This window comes from Streptomyces sp. CA-243310, assembly GCF_050936775.1.
Lineage (GTDB): Bacteria > Actinomycetota > Actinomycetes > Streptomycetales > Streptomycetaceae > Streptomyces.
This window is the reverse complement of sequence record NZ_JBNJMF010000001.1, coordinates 2,484,679-2,500,614: the sequence shown is the minus strand read 5'-3', so window position 1 is coordinate 2,500,614 and position 15,936 is coordinate 2,484,679. Positions and strand designations below refer to the sequence as shown.

The 15,936-nt window shown below is 72.8% G+C and carries 15 protein-coding genes and 1 tRNA gene; 9 read left to right on the top strand and 7 right to left on the bottom strand.

Annotated elements, in window-relative coordinates; all coding sequences use genetic code 11:
- Positions 1–89 precede the first annotated feature (89 nt).
- Positions 90–177 (bottom strand) — tRNA-Leu (locus ACQEVM_RS11345).
- A gap of 208 nt (positions 178–385) precedes the next feature.
- Positions 386–1,327, bottom strand: coding sequence for a beta-ketoacyl-ACP synthase III (locus ACQEVM_RS11340; RefSeq protein WP_433077532.1), 942 nt, complete (start codon positions 1,325–1,327; stop codon positions 386–388).
- A gap of 202 nt (positions 1,328–1,529) precedes the next feature.
- Between ACQEVM_RS11340 and fdhD the strand changes: the two genes are divergently transcribed.
- Complete coding sequence (gene fdhD / locus ACQEVM_RS11335; protein ID WP_433077530.1) at positions 1,530–2,357, top strand: formate dehydrogenase accessory sulfurtransferase FdhD; 828 nt, start codon at positions 1,530–1,532, stop codon at positions 2,355–2,357.
- An 89-nt stretch (positions 2,358–2,446) separates the two neighbouring features.
- On the opposite strand, the gene ACQEVM_RS11330 is transcribed toward fdhD, so the two are convergent.
- Positions 2,447–2,875 carry a (2Fe-2S) ferredoxin domain-containing protein gene (locus tag ACQEVM_RS11330; RefSeq protein ID WP_433077528.1) on the bottom strand — a complete coding sequence of 143 codons (429 nt, stop codon included), beginning with the start codon at positions 2,873–2,875 and terminating at the stop codon, positions 2,447–2,449.
- 9 nt (positions 2,876–2,884) lie between these two features.
- Entirely contained in the window at positions 2,885–3,925 is a 1,041-nt protein-coding gene (locus ACQEVM_RS11325) for a bile acid:sodium symporter family protein (RefSeq protein WP_433077526.1), read from the bottom strand.
- Between the two features lie 190 nt (positions 3,926–4,115).
- Here ACQEVM_RS11325 and ACQEVM_RS11320 point away from each other — a divergent pair, with 190 nt between their 5' ends.
- The 7 genes from ACQEVM_RS11320 (at position 4,116) to ACQEVM_RS11290 (ending at position 13,368) form a co-directional block, all read left to right on the top strand.
- A complete protein-coding gene (locus ACQEVM_RS11320) occupies positions 4,116–4,967 on the top strand; it encodes a LysR family transcriptional regulator (RefSeq protein WP_433079938.1) in 852 nt (283 codons plus the stop codon).
- A gap of 262 nt (positions 4,968–5,229) precedes the next feature.
- Positions 5,230–7,053 (top strand): AMP-dependent synthetase/ligase, encoded by a 1,824-nt coding sequence (locus ACQEVM_RS11315; protein ID WP_433077524.1) that lies wholly within the window; start codon positions 5,230–5,232, stop codon positions 7,051–7,053.
- Positions 7,054–7,175: 122 nt separating this feature from the next.
- The gene (locus ACQEVM_RS11310) at positions 7,176–8,444 is read left to right on the top strand and encodes an ABC transporter substrate-binding protein (protein WP_433077522.1); all 1,269 of its coding nucleotides are present in this window, start codon (positions 7,176–7,178) and stop codon (positions 8,442–8,444) included.
- A gap of 9 nt (positions 8,445–8,453) precedes the next feature.
- Positions 8,454–11,183 carry an ABC transporter permease subunit gene (locus ACQEVM_RS11305; protein WP_433077520.1) on the top strand — a complete coding sequence of 910 codons (2,730 nt, stop codon included), beginning with the start codon at positions 8,454–8,456 and terminating at the stop codon, positions 11,181–11,183.
- On the top strand, positions 11,180–11,956 hold the full coding sequence (locus ACQEVM_RS11300) for an ABC transporter ATP-binding protein (protein ID WP_433077518.1): 777 nt from the start codon (positions 11,180–11,182) through the stop codon (positions 11,954–11,956). The genes ACQEVM_RS11305 and ACQEVM_RS11300 overlap by 4 nt, the downstream gene beginning before the upstream one ends.
- Positions 11,957–12,074: 118 nt before the next feature.
- Positions 12,075–12,923 carry an aldo/keto reductase gene (locus tag ACQEVM_RS11295; RefSeq protein ID WP_433077516.1) on the top strand — a complete coding sequence of 283 codons (849 nt, stop codon included), beginning with the start codon at positions 12,075–12,077 and terminating at the stop codon, positions 12,921–12,923.
- 19 nt (positions 12,924–12,942) lie between these two features.
- A complete protein-coding gene (locus ACQEVM_RS11290) occupies positions 12,943–13,368 on the top strand; it encodes an RICIN domain-containing protein (protein WP_433077514.1) in 426 nt (141 codons plus the stop codon).
- A gap of 43 nt (positions 13,369–13,411) precedes the next feature.
- Here the strand turns inward: ACQEVM_RS11290 and ACQEVM_RS11285 are convergent, their stop codons facing one another.
- Together ACQEVM_RS11285 and ACQEVM_RS11280 are read right to left on the bottom strand one after the other, a co-directional pair.
- Entirely contained in the window at positions 13,412–14,164 is a 753-nt protein-coding gene (locus tag ACQEVM_RS11285) for a class I SAM-dependent methyltransferase (RefSeq protein ID WP_433077512.1), read from the bottom strand.
- A complete protein-coding gene (locus ACQEVM_RS11280; RefSeq protein ID WP_433077510.1) occupies positions 14,164–14,469 on the bottom strand; it encodes a 4a-hydroxytetrahydrobiopterin dehydratase in 306 nt (101 codons plus the stop codon). Before ACQEVM_RS11280 ends, ACQEVM_RS11285 begins: the two co-directional genes overlap by 1 nt.
- A gap of 176 nt (positions 14,470–14,645) precedes the next feature.
- Here ACQEVM_RS11280 and ACQEVM_RS11275 point away from each other — a divergent pair, with 176 nt between their 5' ends.
- Complete coding sequence (locus ACQEVM_RS11275) at positions 14,646–15,434, top strand: helix-turn-helix domain-containing protein (RefSeq protein WP_433077508.1); 789 nt, start codon at positions 14,646–14,648, stop codon at positions 15,432–15,434.
- On the opposite strand, the gene ACQEVM_RS11270 is transcribed toward ACQEVM_RS11275, so the two are convergent.
- The gene (locus ACQEVM_RS11270) at positions 15,420–15,845 is read right to left on the bottom strand and encodes a hypothetical protein (protein WP_433077504.1); all 426 of its coding nucleotides are present in this window, start codon (positions 15,843–15,845) and stop codon (positions 15,420–15,422) included. The genes ACQEVM_RS11275 and ACQEVM_RS11270 overlap by 15 nt on opposite strands.
- Positions 15,846–15,936 lie beyond the last annotated feature (91 nt).

Sequence of the window (15,936 nt, the reverse complement as noted above, 5' to 3'; positions counted from 1 at the left end):
TCGTGCTGCGACACGTTTCCCCCCTCGCCCCGTTCAGGGCCATGATGCCGCACAACGCAAAAAGCCCCACCGAAGTGGGGCTTTCGTGCTGGTGTCCGAGGGGGGACTTGAACCCCCACGCCCGATAAAGGGCACTAGCACCTCAAGCTAGCGCGTCTGCCATTCCGCCACCCGGACCAGGTGGTCGGCCCCGGTTTCCCGCGGCGACATGGACAACAATAGCAGGGGATCGACGTGGTTCCGACCAGGTATTCGGCTCCCGTGGAATCCGACGCGCCGCGCTGACCTGCGGGCATGCCTCGCGGGTCCGGACGGGACGGATCGTCTCCCCGGTCGGCCCGGAGAGGGGCGGACCCGCGTTCCCGTACGGCGGTCCGGGGTCCGGCTACGGGCAGTGGATGACCTGACCCGCGTACGAGAGGTTGCCGCCGAAGCCGAAGAGCAGGACGGGGGCACCGGAGGGGATCTCGCCGCGCTGGACCAGCTTGGACAGGGCCATCGGGATGCTGGCGGCCGAGGTGTTGCCGGAGTCGACGACATCGCGCGCGACGACGGCGTTGACGGCTCCGATCTTCGCGGCGAGCGGTTCGATGATCCGCAGGTTCGCCTGGTGCAGGACGACGCCGGCCAGGTCCTCGGGGGTGATCCCGCTCTTCTCGCAGACCTTGCGGGCGAGCGCGGGCAGCCGGCTCGTGGTCCAGCGGTAGACGGCCTGGCCCTCCTGCGCGAAGACCGGGGGCGAGCCTTCGATCCGCACGGCGTGGCCCATCTCGGGCACCGAACCCCACAGCACCGGGCCGATGCCGGGCTGCTCGCTCGCCTCGACCACGGCGGCTCCGGCGCCATCGCCGGTCAGCACGCAGGTGGTGCGGTCGCTCCAGTCGGTGATCTCGGTCATCTTGTCGGCGCCGATGACCAGGGCGCGGGTGGCGGCGCCGGCGCGGATCGCGTGGTCGGCGGCGGCCAGGGTGTGGGTGAAACCGGAGCAGACGACGTTGATGTCCATGACGGCCGGGCCGCCGCCCATGCCCAGCTTGGCCGCGACACGGGCGGCCATGTTGGGGGAACGGTCGATCGCGGTGGACGTGGCCACGAGAACGAGGTCGATGTCGTCGGGGGTGAGTCCGGCGTTCGCGAGGGCCTTGCCCGCGGCCTGGAAGGCCAGCTCGTCGACCGGCTCATCGGGTCCCGCCATGTGGCGCGTCTTGATGCCGACCCGGGATCGAATCCACTCGTCGTTGGTGTCGACCATGGCCGCGAGGTCCTCGTTGGTGATCACTTTCGCGGGCTGGTAGTGCCCTAGCGCCACCACGCGTGAACCGGTCATGGGCGGGAATCCCCTCGTCGACAGTCAGGTTCACCCAGCTTTGCCTGCTACCGGTGGGTACGTGTGCGCGTGACCCGACAGGATTAAGGCACCTGAATTTGGAGAATTCCGAGGATCCTCCTGCCGGGGGCGTCCGCGACGGCGGATCCGCGAGAATGGGCCCGTCAGCTGCACGACGAGGAACGAACGGTGGACTGATCACATGGGACGGGTCACCGAACGCCGTCGCGTCGTCCGGATCCGCGGCGGCGTGGCGGGCGCCCGCCCGGACACGCTGGTGGCCGAGGAGCCGCTGGAGATCCGGCTGAACGGCAAACCACTGGCCATCACGATGCGCACGCCGGGCGACGACTTCGCGCTGGCGGTGGGCTTCCTGGTGAGCGAGGGCGTGTTGGCGCGCGACTCGGACGTCCAGGCCGTCACCTACTGCGAGGGGGCGACCGCGGACGGTTCCAACACGTACAACGTGGTGAACGTGCAGCTCGCGGCCGGGGTGCCGGTGCCGGACATCACACTGGAGCGCAACGTCTACACGACGTCCTCCTGCGGGCTGTGCGGGAAGGCGAGCCTGGACGCGGTGCGTACGGCGAGTCGGTTCCCGGGGATCGACGCCGACCCGGTCCGGGTGAGCGCGGAACTGCTGTCCCTGCTGCCGGACCGGCTTCGCGCGGCCCAGAAGGTCTTCGACCGTACGGGAGGGCTCCACGCGGCGGGCCTGTTCTCCGCGGAGGGCGAGCTGCTCGACCTCCGGGAGGACGTGGGGCGGCACAACGCCGTGGACAAGATCGTCGGTCGGGCATTGCAGGCCGGTCGGTTGCCGCTGTCCGGCTCGGTGCTGCTGGTGTCGGGGCGGGCCTCGTTCGAACTGGCGCAGAAGGCGGTGATGGCGGGGATACCGGTACTGGCGGCGGTCTCGGCGCCGTCCTCGCTGGCGGTGGACCTCGCGGTGGAGACGGGGCTGACGCTGGTGGGCTTCCTGCGCGGGCCGGACATGAACATCTACGCGGGCGAGCAGCGCGTGAGCCTGTAGCGGCCCGTCACCCGGCGTCGGCGACCGGTCCCCCGCCGCCGACGCCCCATCCCGTCGACGCCCTCACCCGTCGACGTCCTCGACGTCCCTCAACGTCCTCGGCCGCGGCCTCGGCGGGTCGGGGTCGGCTTCGGCTCCGGGGGGTCGATGCGGTGCAGGTCGAGCGTCGCCGGGAGCGGGGTGGCTCCGGGGCCGCCGGCCTGGGCCCACGCGATGATCTCGTCGGTCGCGGTGTCGTCCAGGGCCCAGCCGAACCAGGCCGCGCGGGCGCCCTTGCGGCGGGCCTCGCCGGCGGGTTGGACCACGATGACGTTGGCCTGGGCGCAGGGGCCGAGGCAGTCACTGGTACGGACGGCGAGGCGGCCCCCGGAGGCGGCGGCGGCCTCGCGCAGCCGGGCGAGTTGGCCCGCGTGGTCGGAGCCGGGGTTCTTGCGGGGGTCCCCGCAACAGCAGCCCCGGCAGACCACCAGGGTGCAGGGTCGTTCGGCGTGGGCGGCGAGCGGGCGTATCCAGGTCACCGCCGCACGCTACCGGGCCCGCGGCGCGGGGTGTCGGACCGGCCGGGAGACCTCCGCCACACGTTCGGCGGGGAGTTCGGGGTCGGTGTCACGGGCGCGCCGGCGGGCCAGTACCGCGCAGACCATCAGCTGCATCTGGTGGAACAGCATGAGCGGGAGCACCGCGAGGCTCGCGTGGGCGCCGAACAGCACGCCGGCCATGGGGAGTCCGGCGGCGAGGCTCTTCTTCGACCCGGCGAACTGGATGGCGATCCGGTCCTCCCGGTCGAATCCGAGGCGCTTCGCCCCGTACCAGGTGACCAGGAGCATCACCGCGAGGAGCACGGCCTCCACCGCCATCAGGGCGACCAGCCGCAGGGCGCTGACCTGGTGCCAGATGCCGGCGACCATGCCCGCGCCGAACGCCGTGTAGACGACGAGCAGGATCGAGCCCCGGTCCACGCGACCCAGCACCTTCTTGTGGCGCAGGAGAAACCCGCCGAGACGGGGCCGCAGCAGTTGTCCGAGGACGAAGGGCAGCAGGAGTTGGAGGGCGATCTTCCGCAGGGAGTCGAGGGAGAAGCCGCCCGCGCTGTTGCCCAACAGTGCGGCGGCGAGCAGGGGGGTCAGGAAGATGCCGGCGAGGCTGGAGAAGGTTCCGGCGCAGATCGCGGCGGGCACGTTGCCCCGGGCGAGCGAGGTGAGGGCGATGGAGGACTGGATGGTGGAGGGGACCAGGCAGAGGAACAGCAGGCCGCTGTACAGCGGGGGCGTCAGGATGGTCGGGACGAGGGCGCGGGCGGCCAGGCCGAGCAGCGGGAAGAGCACGAAGGTGCAGGCGAGCACGGTCAGGTGGAGCCGCCAGTGGCGCAGCCCGTCGAAGGCCTCGCGGGTGGAGAGCCGGGCTCCGTAGAGGAAGAAGAGCAGGGCCACGGCCGCGGTGGTGGCGCCCTGCGCGACGGCGGCGGCCGGCCCGCGGGCGGGCAGCAGGGTGGCGAGGCCGACGGTGCCCAGCAGGGCCAGGACGTACGGGTCCGGGCGGAGCCAGGAGGGTGGGTGGGGGCGTCGCATCGGCGCGGTGCTCATTCGTTCTCGGGGCCTGACCGCCTCGGGGCTCGGCGGGTCACGGCGGGACGTCGGGAGGGGGCCGTGCGCGGGACGCCTGGCCTCCTTCATCGTCGGGCACCGGGCGGTGATCGGGAATCCCGTATACCGAACTGACTGTCATCGCGAACAGCGATAGCGTGGGGCCATGAACGGCATGTACGACCCGGTTCAGCTGCGCACGTTCCTCACGGTGGCCCAGACGCTCAGCTTCACGCAGGCGGCGGGGCGGCTGGGCGTACGGCAGTCGACGGTCAGCCAGCACGTGCGGCGGCTGGAGGACGCCACCGGCAGGCCTCTGTTCGTCCGGGACACGCACAGTGTGGAGCTGACGGAGGACGGTGAGGCGCTGCTGGGGTTCGCGCGCACGATCCTGGAGGCGCACGAGCGGGCGGCGGCCTTCTTCTCCGGGACCCGGCTGCGGGGGCGGCTGCGGTTCGGGGCGTCGGAGGACTTCGTGCTGACCCGGCTGCCGGAGGTGCTGGAGGGGTTCCGGCACGAGCACCCCGAGGTGGACCTGGAGCTGTCGGTCGAGCTGTCGGGCACCTTGCACGAGCGGCTGGACGCGGGGCGACTGGACCTCGTGCTGGCCAAGCGGCGTGGCCGGGGGGACGAGCGGGGTCGGCTGGTGTGGCGGGACCGGATGGTGTGGATCGGCGTGGAGGGGCTGCGGGTGGACCCCGAGCGCCCTGTTCCGCTGATCGTCTTCCCGCCGCCGGGCATCACCCGGGCGCGGGCCCTGGAGGTCCTGGAGCGGGACGGGCGGGCCTGGCGGATCGCGTGTACGAGCGGCAGCCTGAGCGGCCTGATCGCGGCGGCCCGGGCGGGGCTCGGCGTGATGGCGCACACCCGCGGGCTGATCCCGCCGGGCCTGGTCCGGGTGGGCGGGCTGCCGGAACTGGGGCCGGTCGAGTTCGCGTTGCTCCAGGGACACCGGTCGACGCCGGCAGCGGAGGCCCTGGCGGCCGCGATCCTCTCGGGCGGCGACCGGCTGAGCCGGCCTGCCTGACCCGCCGCGGACACGAGTCGGGGACGGGCGGTCGGGGTGTGTTGCTCGCGCAGATGTCGTGGAGATCCGGGCCCGTTCCTCCGTCGATCACCCATCGATCTCCCATCGATCTCCCGTCGATCTCCACGGGCCCCGTGCCCACGGCGCTGACCAGTGGTGATGGCTTCGCATCGGTTGTTCGGACCTCCTCCCCTCGGGCCCCCGCGTGGGGTACCGTCACCGGCGCCGTGCGGAGCGAAACTGCGCGGAGAGGAGCGGGCCCTTGCGCGAATTCACCGTCCCACCCGTGGTCACGGACGTACCGGTCGGCGGTCTGGCCGACGTCGTCTTCCAACATGCCCGGCAGGATCCGGACCGGGTGGTGCTCGGCCGCAAGACGGACGGGGTCTGGGGGGACGTCACCTCCGGGGAACTCGCCGATGAGGTGCTGGCGCTCGCGAAGGGGTTGCTGGCCCAGGGCATCCGGTTCGGGGATCGGGTGGGCGTGATGTCCCGGACCCGGTACGAGTGGACGCTGTTCGACTTCGCGCTGTGGGCGATCGGGGCCCAGCCGGTGCCGGTCTACCCGAGCGCGTCGGCCGAGCAGGTGCACTGGATCCTGTACGACTCCTCGTGCACCGGCTGCGTCGTGGAGAACGAGGACCAGGCCATGACGGTGGGCTCCGTCATCGAGCGTCTCCCCGAGCTGCGCAGGCTCTGGCAGCTCGACGCGGGTGCGGTGGCGGAGTTGGTCGAGGGCGGGCGCGGGGTCGCGGAGGACGTGGTGCACCGCCACCGTCGCGCGGTGACGCCCGACGCGACCGCCACGGTCATCTACACCTCGGGGACCACGGGTCGTCCCAAGGGCTGCGTGTTGACGCACGCGAACTTCATGTTCGAGGCGGACACCATGGTCGACCGCTGGGAATCGGTCTTCCGCGCCGGCCCGGGCGAGCAGCCCTCGACGCTGCTGTTCCTGCCCCTCGCGCACGTCTTCGGTCGGATGGTGGAGGTCGCCGCCGTCCGGGCCCGGGTGAAGCTCGGTCACCAGCCGGTGCTGGCGGCGGCCGAACTGCTGCCGGACCTGGCCGCGTTCCGGCCGACCTTCGTGCTGGGGGTGCCGTACGTCTTCGAGAAGGTGTTCGCGGCGGCCCGCCGCAAGGCGGAGGCGGAGGGGCGCACGGGCCCCTTCGACCGGGCGGTGGAGACGGCGGTGCGCTACGCCGAGGCCCGTGAACAGAAGGCCTTCGGCAGTGGGCCGGGGCCCTCGGCCGCGCTGCGCGTGGAGCACCAGGTCTTCGAGAAACTGGTGTACGGGAAGGTCCGCGAGGCGATGGGCGGGCGGGTGCGGCACGCGATGTCGGGCGGGTCGGCGATGTCGCGCCGGCTGGGGCTGTTCTTCGACGGCGCCGGGATCACCGTGTACGAGGGGTACGGGCTGACGGAGTCCTCCGCCGCCGCCACGGCGAATCCGCCGGGGGCGACGAAGTACGGGACGGTGGGCCCGCCCATCCCGGGCGGTTCGGTGCACATCGCGGACGACGGGGAGGTCTGGCTGCACGGGGGGCACGTCTTCTCCGGGTACCTCAACGATCCGCACGGTACGCAGGAGGTGCTGCGCGGCGGCTGGTTGGCGACCGGGGACCTGGGCCGGCTCGACGCGGACGGGTACCTGACCATCACCGGGCGCAAGAAGGAGATCCTGGTGACGTCGAACGGGAAGAGCGTCTCCCCGACGGCGCTGGAGGAGCGGGTGCGCTCGCATCCCCTGGTGTCGCAGTGTGTCCTGGTCGGCAACGACCGGCCCTACATCGCGGCTCTGGTGACCCTGGACATGGAGGGGGTCGCGCACTGGCTGTCGATGCGGGGGTTGCCCCAGCAGGCGGCGGCGCGGGTGATACACGACCCGGAGCTGTCGGCGGAGGTGCGCCGTGCGGTGGTGGCCGCCAACACCCTGGTGTCACAGGCGGAGGCGATCCGTACGTTCCGGGTGCTGGCCGAGCAGTTCACCGAGGAGCGGGGTTTGTTGACGCCGTCGTTGAAGTTGAAGCGGCGGGCGATCGAGCAGGCCTACGCGACGGAGGTGGCGGCCCTGTACCAGGGCTGACGGGTCGGGGCGGCTCCGGCAAGCATCATCTGACGATCCGTCATTTCACCTGGTCGACGATATTGACGGTGCGTCAGCTCGCGCACAGAATGCGGGGATTCCAACCGGAGGGGATTCCACACATGCCGCGACCCATCCACGCCCTCGCCGCCGCGGCGGCGGCCCTCGCGCTCCTCACCGCCTGCAACTCGGCCTCCACCAACGGCACCTCGGCGGGCGGGCCCGGGAACACGCAGGGCACCACGCGCGGAGTGTCCGCCGACTCGATCAAGGTCGGTGGCATCGTGTCGATGACCAGCGCCAGTGGGTACAGCAAGAAGGACACCGACCTCGGGGCGAAGGCCCGTTACCTGCGCGCCAACGCGGAGGGCGGTGTCAACGGCCGCACGATCGACTACATCGGCGCCGAGGACGATGGCCAGGACCCCGGCAAGAACACGGCCGCCGCCCGCAAGCTCGTCCAGCAGGACAAGGTCTTCGCGGTCTCCCCGATGAGCTCCGTCACCTTCTCCGGCGCGGACTTCCTCCAGAGCGAGAAGGTGCCGACCTTCGGCTGGGGCACCCTCCCGTCCTTCTGCGGACCGGAGTACATCTACGGGTTCAACGGATGTCTGGTCCCCACCCCCGGCGGAACGATCAACCAGACCTGGCCCGAGGGCATCGGCCGGATCCTCGGCGGGGCGGCCGGCAAGTCCGTCGCGATCATCGCCAACGACAGTGACGCCGGGAAGTTCGGCGTGGCCACCTTCCGACAGGGATTCGGCAGCGCCGGATTCACGGTGTCGTACGCGAAGGCGTCGGTGCCCGGCACCGCCGTGCCGAGCGACTGGTCGGCGTACGTGAAGGAGATCCTGGCGAGCAACGGCGGCAGGGCCCCCGACGCCGTCGTCTCCGTCATGCAGACCCCCAACAACATCGGCCTGTTCACCGCGCTCAAGCGCGCCGGCTACCGGGGCGTGCTCACCGACCCTACCGATTACGACCCGGGGCTGCTCGCGAAGGACGCCACCCGGCAGGCGCTGGACGGGGTGTACGTACTCCTCCAGTTCGAGCCGTTCGAGTCGCAGAACCCGGCGATGGCCCGGTTCAAGGCCGACATCAAGGCGGCGGCCGGCGGGCGGGAGGTGCCGCTGAGCATGCACATGATGACCGGGTACATGTCCGCGGACCTGTTCCTCTCCATCGCGGGCAAGGCCGGCAGGAACCTGACCGCGGAGACCTTCCAGAGCGCCGCCCGGACCTTCTCCGACACCGGCACGCTGGTCGGCGACCGGGCGGAGCCCAAGGGGCAGAAGGACAGTTTCGGCTGCGGGGCGCTCGTCCGGCTCAAGGACGGCGCGTACGAGGTCGCCGTCCCGTTCGCGTGCCACGAACCCATCCCCTTCACGTAGGCCCGCGGCATGGGTGACCTGCTCGTCTTCGTGCTGAGCGGCCTGGTCTCCGGCGCCCTGTACGCGCTGCTGGCCACCGGGCTGGTGCTGTCGTACTCGGCGTCCGGGCTCTTCAACTTCGCGCACGGGGCCACCGCCTACCTGTGCGCGCTCACCTACTACGAGCTGCACTCCGGGCTGGGTTGGCCGGCCGTCCCCGCGGCGCTCCTGGTGGTGCTCGGCGTGGCGCCCGGGATCGGCTGGGGGCTGGACCGGCTGATGTTCCGGCGGCTCGCACGGGTCGGGGAGACCGCGCAGATCGTGGCGACCATCGGGCTGCTGGTGGCGCTGCCGGCGGCCGGACTGTGGGCGGTGGAGCTGCTCGGTGACGCGGGGGCGCCGGTGAAGCCCGCCGAGAACCAGTTCGGGCTTCCCGGAGTGGGGCCGAGCCCCGCGCGGTCCTGGCAGCTCGCCGAGGGCGTCGGCATCGACTCCGATCAGCTGATCACCTGGGTGGTGACGGCCGTGGTGGCGGTGGCCCTGTGGGTGCTGATGCGACACACCCGGCTGGGGCTGACGCTGCGGGCCGCCGTCGACAACCGCTCCCTGACCGAACTGCGCGGGATCAGCGCCGACCGGCTGTCCTCGGTCGCGTGGATGATCGCCTCCGGGCTGGCGGGGCTCGCAGGGGTGCTGGCGACCCCGCTCCTGGGGCTTTCCGCGCACGACTTCACCCTGTTCCTGTTCGTGTCGGCGACGGCCGCCGTGATCGGGCGGTTCGCTTCGGTCCCCCTGGCGTTCGCGGGCGGGCTGGGGCTGGGGGTGCTGCAGAACCTGGTCGCCGGCTACGCCTCCTTCGCCGAGCGGATCACCGGGTTCCGGACGGCCGTGCCGTTCCTGATCCTGTTCGGCGGGCTGCTGGTGCTGACCCGGCGGGCGCGGACCGCCGCGACGATCGCCTCGGACGCCCCGCCGGTGGACCATCTGGCCGGGGCCTCGTGGGCGCGGCGGTGGGGGGTGTGGGCGGCGGCCGCGGGGCTGCTGTGCGTGGCCTTCTACACCGTGACGACCCCGTTCTGGAGCGGGCTCCTCGCCCAGGGGTTGGCCATCGCCCTGGTGTTCATGTCCTTCACCGTGGTCACCGGGCTCGGCGCGATGGTGTCGTTGGCGCAGGCGACCTTCGTGACCGGGGCGGCGTTGGTGGCCGGGCTGCTGATGAGCCGGGGGTGGCCGTTCGTGGCGGCGTTGGCGGTGGGCACGTGCGTGGCCGCGGTCCTGGGCGCCCTGGTCGCGCTGCCGGCGCTGCGGCTGGGGGGACGATCCCTGGCCCTGGCGACACTGGCGCTGGCGTTCCTCGCCGACCAGGTGCTGTTCCAGTCGCGGTGGTTGCGCAACGGGGACTCCGGCTGGTCGATCCCGCGGCCGGTCGTCGGCCCGGTGGACCTGTCCGACGACCGGGCGATGGGGGTGGCCCTGGTGGTGCTGGTCGCCGTCGTGGCCGCCGCACTGGGCGCGCTGCGCGACTCCCCCTCGGGCCGGGCGATGCTGGCCGTGCGGTCGGCCCCGGCGGCGGCCATGGCGTCCGGGGTGTCCGTGCTGCGGACGAAGCTGCTGCTGTTCACGCTGTCGGCCGGACTCGCGGGGTTCGGGGGTGTCATGTACGCCTCGTACAACACCCGGGTCACGGCAACGGACTTCACGGCGATGACCGGGTTGGTGTGGCTGGCCGTCGTGGTGGCGGCGGGGGTGCGTCGGCCGCAGTACGCGGTGGTGGCGGGGCTGGTGTTCGCGGTCGCCCCGCAGGTGATGGCGCAGTACGTGACGACGTCGGCGCACCTGCCGGTGATCCTTTTCGGGTTGGCGGGCCTGGCCCTGGCCAATGACCCGGACGGCTACTGCGCCGCCGTGCCCGTACAGCTGGCCAGACGGCGCGCCGGACGCGCCGCCGGGGCGGGAGCCCGCGCCGAGGTCGAGGTCGGGGCGGAGGCCGCGTCCCGGTCCGCTTCGGGGGCCCCGCGCCCGGGCCCCCGCGCCGCGCGCGGCGGCGGGGCCGAACGGGAGGGGCCGCCCGTCGCCCTGGAGTTGCGGGGGGTACGGGCCGGGTACGACGGCGGGGAGGTGTTGCACGGCGTGGACCTCGTCGTGCGGCGGGGCGAGATCCTGGCCCTGCTCGGGCCCAACGGGGCCGGCAAGAGCACCGCGTGCCGGGTCGCGGCCGGGATGCTGACCGCCGGCGACGGCCGGGTCCTCGTGGCCGGGCGGGACGTGACGCGGGAGGGGGCCGTGCGGCGTTCGCGGGGCGGGGTGCTGCTCGCTCCCGAGGGGCGGGGGATCTTCCCCTCGCTCGACGTGGAGGAGAACCTGGCGATCCATCTGAGGGATCCGGCCGAGCGGGACGCCGTGTTCGGGCGGTTCCCCCGGCTGCGGGAGCGGCGCCGGGTGCCCGCCGGCGCGTTGTCGGGCGGGGAGCAGCAGTTGCTGGCGCTGGCTCCGCTGTTGCAGCGCCCACCGGGGGTGTTGATCGCCGACGAGCCCTCGCTGGGACTCGCGCCGCGCGTGGTGGACGAGGTGTACGAGTTGCTCGTCGAACTCCGGGCCGCCGGGACCGCGCTGCTGTTGGTGGAGGAGAAGGCGGCCGAGATCCTCGGGATCGCGGACACGGTCGCCTACCTGTCCCAGGGACGGGTGTCCTGGTGCGGCCCGCGCGCCGAGGTGGAGACCGACCGGCTGACCGAGGCCTACCTGGGGATGGTCCGATGACGGCGCCGTACGTGTTGGAGGCGGTCGGGGTCGGTGTGCGATTCGGCGGGGTCCGGGCGCTGACCGGGGTGGACCTCGGGGTCCGGGCCGGGGAGGTGTGCGGTCTGATCGGCCCGAACGGGGCCGGCAAGACCACGCTGTTCGACGTGCTGTCCGGGATCCGCCGCCCCGATCGGGGGCGGATGCTCCTCGACGGGGTGGACGTGACCCGCCGTTCCCCTGTCTGGCGGGCCAGGCACGGGGTGCGCCGGACCTTCCAGCGGCAGCAGCTCTTCGGGCAGCTCAGCGTGGCCGACAACGTGCTCGTCGCCCAGGAGTGGCGCGGTGGCGGGGGCGGTCCGGTCGCGGACCTGGTCGCCGCGCCGGCCCGCCGCCGCCGGGAGCGGGAGCGCCGCGAGCGGGCCGCGCGGGTGCTTGAGGGCTGCGGGATCGGCGAGCTGGGGGACGTGTACGCGGGCGGGCTGCCCGTGGGGCGGGCCCGCATGGTGGAGCTGGCCCGCGCGGTGGCCGACCGGCCGAGGGTGCTGTTGTTGGACGAGCCCGCGTCGGGGATGTCGGCGCCCGAGCGGGAGCGGCTCGCGGCGGTCGTCCGGCGGCTCGCCGAGGAGGAGGGGTGCGCGGTGCTGCTGGTCGAGCACAACGTGGCCTTCGTGATGGAGCTCTGTGCGCGGGTCGTCGTACTGGACCTCGGGACCGTGCTCGCCCAGGGGGCGGCGGCCGAGGTGCGGGCGGACCCGCGGGTGCGGCAGGCCTATCTGGGAGCCCCTGAATAACCACCCATTTGGCGGGAATGCGGGCCCCGAGTGGCTGGTTATGGCCCCTCGCAGGACACGGTGGTACCGCCGTGTCCGCATCCGCACACCTGTACCCGACGACGAGGAACGACCCGACGTGAACCAGGTCCCCGGCATCAAGCTCAACAACGGCACCCTCATGCCCCAGCTCGGCTACGGCGTCTGGCAGGTCCCCGACGACGAGGCGGAACAAGCCGTCACCACCGCCCTGGAGGCCGGCTACCGCAGCATCGACACGGCCGCGATCTACGGCAACGAGGAGGGCACCGGCCGGGCCATCGCGGGCGCCGGGGTGCCGCGTGAGGAGCTCTTCGTCACCACCAAGCTGTGGAACTCCCCGGACCGGGTCTGGGGCCGCGACGAGGTCCTGCGCGCCTTCGACGCATCGCTCTCCAGGCTGGGCCTCGACCACGTCGACCTGTACCTGATCCACTGGCCGCGCCCCATGCGGGACGACGTCCTCGCCACCTGGAAGACCTTCGAGGAGATCGCCGCGAGCGGCCGCGCCAAGGCGGTCGGCGTGTCGAACTTCCGCCCCGAGGACCTGGAGCGGATCCGGACCGTGAGCGACCTGGTCCCGGCCGTCAACCAGATCGAACTGCACCCGCTCTTCCCGCAGGGCGCGCTGCGCGCCGTGCACGCCGACCTCGGCATCGCCACCGAAGCATGGTCCCCGCTCGGCCAGGGCAAGGAACTGCTCACGCTTCCCGCCGTCACCGCCATCGCCGCCAAGCACGGTCGCACCGCCGCGCAGGTGGTGCTGCGCTGGCACCTCCAGCTCGGCAACGTCGTGATCCCCAAGTCCGTGACCCCCGCGCGCATCCGCGAGAATCTGGATGTCCTCGGCTTCGAACTCGACGCCGACGACATCGCCGCGCTGGACGCCCTGGGCGCCGGCACGGCGGGCCGGCGGCTCGGGCCCGACCCGGCCGTCTTCGACATGTGAGCGAGCCGAGGGTGTGCGGGTGAACGTTCCTGACGGGGTCTGCCGACTCCGCAACGTGGGCAGCGGTCTGCTGCTCCAGGTGGAGAGCGGGAACCGGGTGCGGGTGGGGCCGGACGGCCCGCCCGCGCCCGCGTCCGCAGACCAGTGGGAGATCTCGCCGGTGTACGGCGGCGGTGGGATCTTCCACGTGGTGAGCGTGCTCAACGGCAAACGGCTGGACGTCGCGAACGCGTCCGTGGACAGCGGGACCCGGGTCCAGGTGTGGAAGGCCAACGCGTTCGGCGCCCAGGAGTGGATCGTCGAGGAACACCTGGACGATCCCGGCGTGGTCTCCCTGATCGCCGTCATCAGCGGGCTGCCGCTGGAGGCCGACGAGGAGGGGCGGGCCCGCCAGTGCGAGGACACCGACTCGCCGTCCCAGTGGTGGCGCCTGGAACCCGCCTGACCCGCTCCTCCGTCGCCGCCGATCCGCCGCCGATCCGCCGCCGTCAGTCGCGTACGAAGACGGCCAGGCGGTACGTCGGGGCCGCGCGCGGGACCTCCCGGTCGGGCAGCTCCTCCAGCCGGGTCGCGACCTCCTCGACGGTGGCGCCCCGGGGCGCGACGCGGGAGGCGTACCGTCCCGCGCGCAGCGCCTCGGCCGCGCCGCGCGGGGTGACGCCCTGGCCGAAGCCCGTGAACAGGGCCTCCCCGCACGGCCGCAGACCCGCCCGCGCGGCGTACGCCGTCACCTCGGCCGAGGCGTCCGCCGGGGTCGACGTGAGGTGCGGTGCGAGCACCTCGTCGATGTCGCCGCCGACGTCGTGGGCGGCGTCCTTGTCCACGGTGGTGACGAACACCCCGCCCGGCCGCAGCGTCCGCCCCACCTCCGCGATCAGTCGCGGCACCGCCCCGGGCTCCCGCAGCAGGTGCAGGAGCCACACCGCGCTCACCGCGTCCAACGAGCCGGACCGCACGGGCAGCCCGGTCCCGGAGGCGATCACCACCGGGATCCCGCGCCGCGCCGCCGTCGCCGCCATCCCGTACGAGGCGTCCGCGCCCAGCACCCGCAGTCCGGGGCGCCGCAGTCGGGCGGTGACGATGCCGGTACCGCAGCCCAGGTCGAGCAGGGTGCGCGCGGGGGCCGGGACGAGGTCGAGGACCGCGGCCGCCGCGGCCTCGGCGCGCGGGACGCCGCCCCGGGTGGCGTCGTAGGCCTCGGCCTCGGCGTCGTAGTCGAGGAGGGAACGCGATATCGGCATCAGTTCGCCCCGTGGGCGGGTGCCAGGGCCTCCAGTCGTTCGGCGAGGGCGAAGTCGGTCTCGGTGACGGAGTCGCCCGCGCTGTGGGTGTTCACGGACACGCGGACCGTGTCATAGCCCAGGGTGAGGTCCGAATGGTGGTTCAACTCGTCCTGCACCGCGGCGATGTGGGAGACGAGGGCGCTCGCCGCGAAGTGGCTGCCCAGCCGGTAGGTGCGCAGGATCCGGTCGTCCTCGAAGGCCCAGCCCGGGAGTTCCCGCAACCGGTCCTCGATCTCCTTCTGGGAAAGCGGCTCACCCGACATCCGCACACTCCTTCACGACTCGGTCGGCTCCATCGCCTGACGTGGGGTCAAGGTTCCCACAGCGCGGGCCCGCGGGAAGGTCTCGCGCGGCGGTCCGTGCCGGCGCGTCCGCGCGTCGTCGCCGCGGCACGCCGGCCCCACGCGGCGGCCCGGAGCCCCTGGGCTACCGTCGGGACATGACGACGGTGAGTGTGGGCGCGATGCTGCGCACCTGGCGGGAGCGGCGCGGGATCAGTCAGTTGGAGCTGGCGGGCCGCGCCGACTCCTCGTCGCGGCACATCAGTTTCGTGGAGACCGGCCGGTCCCGGCCGAGCGAGGAGATGGTGCTGCGGCTCGCGGAACACCTGAACGTCCCGGTACGGGAGCGCAACGCCCTGTTGCTGGCGGCCGGCTATGCACCCCGCTACCCGCACACCCCGCTCGACGACCCGTCGATGGAGGTCCTCCGGGACTCCCTGGAGCGGCTGCTGGCGGGCTACGAGCCGTATCCGGCGCTGGTCGTGGACGCCACGTACCAGGTGATCGCCGCGAACCGGGGCATCGCGCTGCTGCTGGACGGAGTGCCCGAGCACCTGCTGGCGCCGCCACTGAACGCGATGCGGCTGACCCTGCACCCGCAGGGCCTGGCCGCGCGGATCCTCAACCTGCGGGAATGGCGCGGGCACCTGCTGGAACAGATGGAGCGGCAGATCGCCCTGTCGCGCTCGGAGCCGCTGCGCGCGCTGTACGAGGAGGTGGCGGCCTACCCCGTGGCGGAACGGGCCGATCACGGAGAGCCGCAGCAGGCCGTGGCGAACATCGCGCTGCCGCTGCGGATCGAACACGACGGGCACGTCCTGTCCTTCGTGTCGTCCATCTCCACCTTCAACACGCCGATGGACGTGACCGTCGCCGAGCTGGCCATCGAGACCCTGCTGCCCGCCGACCCGGCGACGGTGAAGTACCTGCGTTCAGTGGTTCCCTGAGGGCACACCACGCAGCGCGAGCCCCTGGGCGAGCGCGAACCCGGCGACGACGAGGGCCTGTGCCGGGATCCACACCGCGCCCGCGACGGTCGGGGTGAACCAGAGGAGCGCCGAGGCCAGGCTCAGGGCCGCCCAGAGGCAGTTGATCTCGATGACGAGGCGGACGGGGAACACCGGCGGCCGTCGGCGGGAGGCCAGCCATCCGACGCCCGCCCCGTACAGGGCGAGGAGCGCGCCGAGGGCGAGCAGGGTCGTCGAGCCGACGCCCAGGAGTCGGCCGAGCGGCGCGGAGAAGGCCAGGTAGGCGAGCCCGTTGCCGGTGGTGACCAGTGAGTCGAGCGCGAGGAACCGGCGCAGCACGACCTGGGGCCCGGTGGTGCGGGCGACGCCGGTGAAGGGGGTTGCGGACATGGTGGATCGACCTCCGTCGAGGATCGGACGTGCGGGGTGGTGGGACACCGGGTCCCGGAGCCGAGTGCGCGGCCCCGGGACCCGATGCGTC

Excerpts from the sequence above, each read along its gene's own strand:
- ACQEVM_RS11340 (WP_433077532.1), bottom strand. The coding sequence starts at position 1,327 with ATGACCGGTTCACGCGTGGTGGCGCTAGGGCACTACCAGCCCGCGAAA.
- fdhD (WP_433077530.1), top strand. The coding sequence starts at position 1,530 with ATGGGACGGGTCACCGAACGCCGTCGCGTCGTCCGGATCCGCGGCGGC.
- ACQEVM_RS11325 (WP_433077526.1), bottom strand. The coding sequence starts at position 3,925 with ATGCGACGCCCCCACCCACCCTCCTGGCTCCGCCCGGACCCGTACGTC.
- ACQEVM_RS11320 (WP_433079938.1), top strand. The coding sequence starts at position 4,116 with ATGTACGACCCGGTTCAGCTGCGCACGTTCCTCACGGTGGCCCAGACG.
- ACQEVM_RS11310 (WP_433077522.1), top strand. The coding sequence starts at position 7,176 with ATGCCGCGACCCATCCACGCCCTCGCCGCCGCGGCGGCGGCCCTCGCG.
- ACQEVM_RS11305 (WP_433077520.1), top strand. The coding sequence starts at position 8,454 with ATGGGTGACCTGCTCGTCTTCGTGCTGAGCGGCCTGGTCTCCGGCGCC.
- ACQEVM_RS11300 (WP_433077518.1), top strand. The coding sequence starts at position 11,180 with ATGACGGCGCCGTACGTGTTGGAGGCGGTCGGGGTCGGTGTGCGATTC.
- ACQEVM_RS11285 (WP_433077512.1), bottom strand. The coding sequence starts at position 14,164 with ATGCCGATATCGCGTTCCCTCCTCGACTACGACGCCGAGGCCGAGGCC.
- ACQEVM_RS11280 (WP_433077510.1), bottom strand. The coding sequence starts at position 14,469 with ATGTCGGGTGAGCCGCTTTCCCAGAAGGAGATCGAGGACCGGTTGCGG.
- ACQEVM_RS11275 (WP_433077508.1), top strand. The coding sequence starts at position 14,646 with ATGACGACGGTGAGTGTGGGCGCGATGCTGCGCACCTGGCGGGAGCGG.
- ACQEVM_RS11270 (WP_433077504.1), bottom strand. The coding sequence starts at position 15,845 with ATGTCCGCAACCCCCTTCACCGGCGTCGCCCGCACCACCGGGCCCCAG.